Here is a 4,484-nt window from a genome sequence, read left to right on the forward strand (position 1 = left end):
GTGCATCGCCCAGCAACATGCCGCGAAGGTTTTTAATGCCGATAAAACCTACTTTGTGTTAAACGGAACCTCTTCGTCTAACAAAGTGGTGCTGAACGCACTGCTGACTCCGGGCGATCTGGTGCTCTTCGACCGTAACAACCACAAGTCAAACCACCACGGCGCGTTATTGCAGGCGGGCGCAACGCCGGTCTATCTGGAAACCGCACGTAACCCGTACGGCTTTATCGGCGGGATCGATGCCCACTGCTTTGAAGAGAGCTACCTGCGCGAACTGGTCAGCGAAGTGGCACCGCAACGGGCTCGTGACGCACGTCCATTCCGTCTTGCCGTTATCCAGTTGGGCACCTACGACGGCACGATTTATAACGCCCGTCAGGTGGTGGATAAAATTGGTCACCTTTGCGATTACATTCTGTTCGACTCCGCCTGGGTGGGCTATGAGCAGTTTATCCCGATGATGGCGGATTGTTCTCCGCTGCTGCTGGAACTGAACGAAAACGATCCGGGTATTCTGGTAACGCAGTCCGTTCACAAACAGCAAGCGGGCTTCTCCCAGACTTCGCAAATTCACAAAAAAGACAGCCATATCAAAGGTCAGCCGCGCTATGTGCCGCATAAACGCATGAATAACGCGTTCATGATGCACGCCTCCACCAGCCCGTTCTATCCACTGTTTGCCGCACTGGATATTAACGCCAAAATGCACGAAGGCGTCAGTGGCCGCAACATGTGGATGGACTGTGTCGCCAACGGTATCGACGCCCGTAAGCTGATCCTTGATAACTGCCATCATATCCGTCCCTTTGTTCCGGAACTGGTTGATGGCAAACCGTGGCAGTCTTATCCGACTGCGGAAATCGCCAACGATCTGCGCTTTTTCCACTTCGTCCCTGGCGAACACTGGCATGCGTTTGAAGGTTACGCCGAGCATCAATACTTTGTTGACCCTTGCAAACTGTTGTTGACCACTCCGGGTATCAACGCACGCAATGGCGAGTACGACACCTTCGGCGTCCCGGCGACTATTCTTGCCAACTTCCTGCGTGAAAACGGCGTGGTCCCGGAAAAATGCGACCTCAACTCGATCCTGTTCCTGCTGACCCCGGCGGAAGACATGGCGAAACTGCAACAACTCGTCGCCCTGCTGGTGCGTTTCGAGCGCCTGCTGGAATCTGACGCACCGCTGGCGGACGTTCTGCCGTCTATCTACAAACAGCACGAAGCGCGTTATGCCGGTTACACCCTGCGCCAGTTGTGTCAGGAGATGCACGACCTGTATGCGCGTCACAACGTGAAACAACTGCAAAAAGAGATGTTCCGCAAGTCCCATTTCCCGCGCGTCAGCATGAACCCACAAGATGCCAACTACGCCTATCTGCGTGGTGAGGTGGATCTGGTGCCGCTGCCTGAGGCCGAAGGCCGTATTGCCGCTGAAGGCGCGCTCCCTTACCCGCCGGGTGTGCTGTGCGTGGTTCCTGGGGAAGTCTGGGGCGGTGCGGTACTGCGTTACTTCAGCGCACTGGAAGAAGGGATCAACCTGCTGCCCGGTTTCGCGCCGGAACTTCAGGGTGTGTACATCAACGAGTGCGATGGTCGCAAACAGGTGTGGTGCTACGTGATTAAACCGCGTGAAGCACAGAACAGCCTGTTGAAAGGAGAAGTATTATGAGTAAAGCCAAATCCAATAAAATGGGCGTGATGCAGCTCACCATCCTGACCATGGTCAATATGATGGGCTCCGGGATCATCATGCTGCCGACCAAACTGGCTGAAGTCGGCACCATTTCAATTATTTCCTGGCTGGTGACAGCCGTCGGGTCTATGGCGCTGGCCTGGGCGTTCGCCAAGTGCGGAATGTTCAGCCGTAAAGCCGGCGGGATGGGGGGCTACGCAGAATATGCGTTTGGTAAATCCGGTAACTTTATGGCGAACTACACCTATGGGGTATCGCTGTTGATTGCCAACGTCGCCATTGCCATCTCCGCCGTGGGTTACGGTACCGAACTTTTCGGCGCCACCCTCTCCCCGGTGCAAATCGGTCTCGCCACCATCGGTGTACTGTGGATCTGTACGGTCGCGAACTTTGGCGGTGCGCGCATTACCGGGCAGATCAGCAGTATCACTGTCTGGGGAGTGATCATTCCGGTGGTCGGCCTGTGCATCATCGGCTGGTTCTGGTTCAGCCCAACGCTGTATGCCAACTCGTGGAACCCACATCATGTACCGTTCTTTACCGCCGTCGGTTCATCTATCGCGATGACGCTGTGGGCGTTCCTTGGTCTGGAATCAGCCTGTGCGAACGCGGAAGTGGTGGAAAACCCGGAGAAGAACGTACCGATTGCCGTACTGGGCGGGACGCTGGGCGCGGCGGTGATCTACATCGTCTCTACCAACGTGATTGCCGGGATTGTGCCTAACATGGATCTGGCTAACTCCACCGCACCGTTTGGTCTGGCGTTCGCGCAGATGTTCACACCGGAAGTGGGTAAAGTGATCATGGCGCTGATGATCATGTCCTGCTGTGGTTCATTGCTGGGCTGGCAGTTCACCATTGCGCAGGTCTTTAAATCCTCTGCCGATGAAGGCTATTTCCCGAAAATCTTTTCTCGCGTGACCAAAGTCGATGCGCCGGTTCAGGGGATGCTGACGATTGTTATCATCCAGAGTGGCTTATCGCTGATGACCATCAGCCCATCGCTGAACAGCCAGTTTAACGTGCTGGTCAACCTGGCCGTGGTGACGAATATCATTCCGTATATTCTGTCGATGGCCGCACTGGTGATCATCCAGAGAGTGGCGAACGTTCCGCCGTCAAAGGCGAAGATGGCAAACTTTGTCGCCTTCATCGGTGCGATGTACAGCTTCTATGCGCTCTACTCGTCAGGTGAAGAAGCGATGTTGTATGGTTCCATCGTGACCTTCCTCGGCTGGACGCTGTACGGCCTGGTATCACCACGCTTTGAACTGAAGAATAAGCACGGTTAAGGCTAGCCAAACAAAAAAGGAGCCTTTCGGCTCCTTTTTTAATTCAGTGGTACAACTCAGGCGTTTTTCAGCACTTCGCTGACGATTTCGACCGCTTCTTTCTCGATCTGCTTGCGATGTTCTTCGCCAAGGAAGCTCTCGCAATAGATCTTGTACGCATCTTCCGTACCCGAAGGGCGTGCCGCGAACCAACCGTTGTCGGTCATGACTTTCAGACCGCCAATCGACGCACCGTTACCGGGAGCCGCCGTCAGACGTGCTGTGATCGGGTCACCGGCCAGCGTACTGGCGCTGACCATCTCCGGAGACAGTTTAGACAGCGCCGCTTTCTGTGCCGATGTTGCGCCAGCCTGCAGACGGTTGTAGCTCGGCGCACCAAAACGGGCGGCAAGCTCGTTGTAGTGCTCCTGCGGGTTCTTCCCGGTGACGGCAGTAATTTCTGCTGCCAGCAGACACATGATGATCCCGTCTTTATCAGTAGACCACGGCGTACCGTCGAAACGCAGGAAGGATGCCCCCGCGCTCTCTTCGCCGCCAAAGCCGAAGCTGCCGTCAAACAGACCATCAACAAACCATTTAAAGCCAACCGGAACTTCAACCAGTTTACGCCCCAGATCGTTAACCACGCGGTCAATCATTGCCGACGAAACCAGCGTCTTACCGACAGCCACGTCTTTGCCCCACTGCGGACGATGCTGGAACAGGTAGTTGATAGCCACCGCCAGGTAGTGGTTTGGATTCATCAGCCCCGCCGGAGTGACGATACCGTGACGGTCATAATCCGGATCGTTAGCGAACGCCAGGTCGAACTTATCGCGCAGCGCCAGCAAACCGGCCATGGCACATTCAGACGAGCAGTCCATACGGATTGCGCCATCTTTATCGAGATGCATAAAGCGGAAAGTCTGATCAACCTGATCGTTTACGATGGTCAGATTCAGTTTGTAATGCTCTGCGATACGCTTCCAGTATTCAATACCGGAGCCGCCCAGCGGATCCACACCCAGCGTCAGACCGGCTTTCTGAATCGCCGCCATATCGACGATATCAGCCAGCCCCTCAACGAACGGCTGTACCAGGTCCTGCTCTTTGACATGACCGGACGCCAGCGCCGCATCCAGAGAAATGCGCTTCACGCCTTTCAGATCGTCAGCCAGCAGCGCATTCGCCCGATCTTCCACCACTTTCGTGACGTTGGTATCTGCCGGGCCACCATTAGGCGGGTTGTATTTAATGCCACCATCTTCTGGCGGGTTGTGGGACGGGGTAATCACAATACCGTCAGCCAGCGGACCGCCTTTTTTGTTGTGAACCAGAATGGCATTTGACACAGCGGGTGTTGGGGTAAAACCGTTGTTCTCCTGAACAATCACATCAACACCGTTCGCGGCGAGCACTTCCAGCACGGAGATAAACGCCGGTTCAGACAGTGCATGGGTATCTTTCCCCACGTAGCATGGACCCGTAATACCATTTTTTGCACGTTCTTCCGCGAT

The 4,484-nt window shown here is 55.2% G+C and carries 3 protein-coding genes; 2 read left to right on the forward strand and 1 reads right to left on the reverse strand.

Annotated features, from left to right (window positions below; genetic code table 11):
* Both speC and potE read left to right on the forward strand, forming a co-directional pair.
* Positions 1-1,672, forward strand: a 1,672-nt coding sequence (gene speC, locus AB7E14_RS20920; protein WP_428169892.1) for an ornithine decarboxylase, incomplete at its 5' end; no start/stop codon positions are given.
* Entirely contained in the window at positions 1,669-2,988 is a 1,320-nt protein-coding gene (gene potE / locus AB7E14_RS20925; protein WP_044256569.1) for a putrescine-ornithine antiporter, read from the forward strand. The genes speC and potE, both read left to right, overlap by 4 nt.
* Before the next feature lie 56 nt (positions 2,989-3,044).
* Here the strand turns inward: potE and pgm are convergent.
* A partial coding sequence (gene pgm, locus AB7E14_RS20930) for a phosphoglucomutase (alpha-D-glucose-1,6-bisphosphate-dependent) (protein ID WP_428169893.1) occupies positions 3,045-4,484 on the reverse strand: 1,440 nt, incomplete at its 5' end.

This window comes from Citrobacter sp. (genome assembly GCF_050252275.1).
Lineage (GTDB): Bacteria > Pseudomonadota > Gammaproteobacteria > Enterobacterales > Enterobacteriaceae > Citrobacter_A > Citrobacter_A amalonaticus.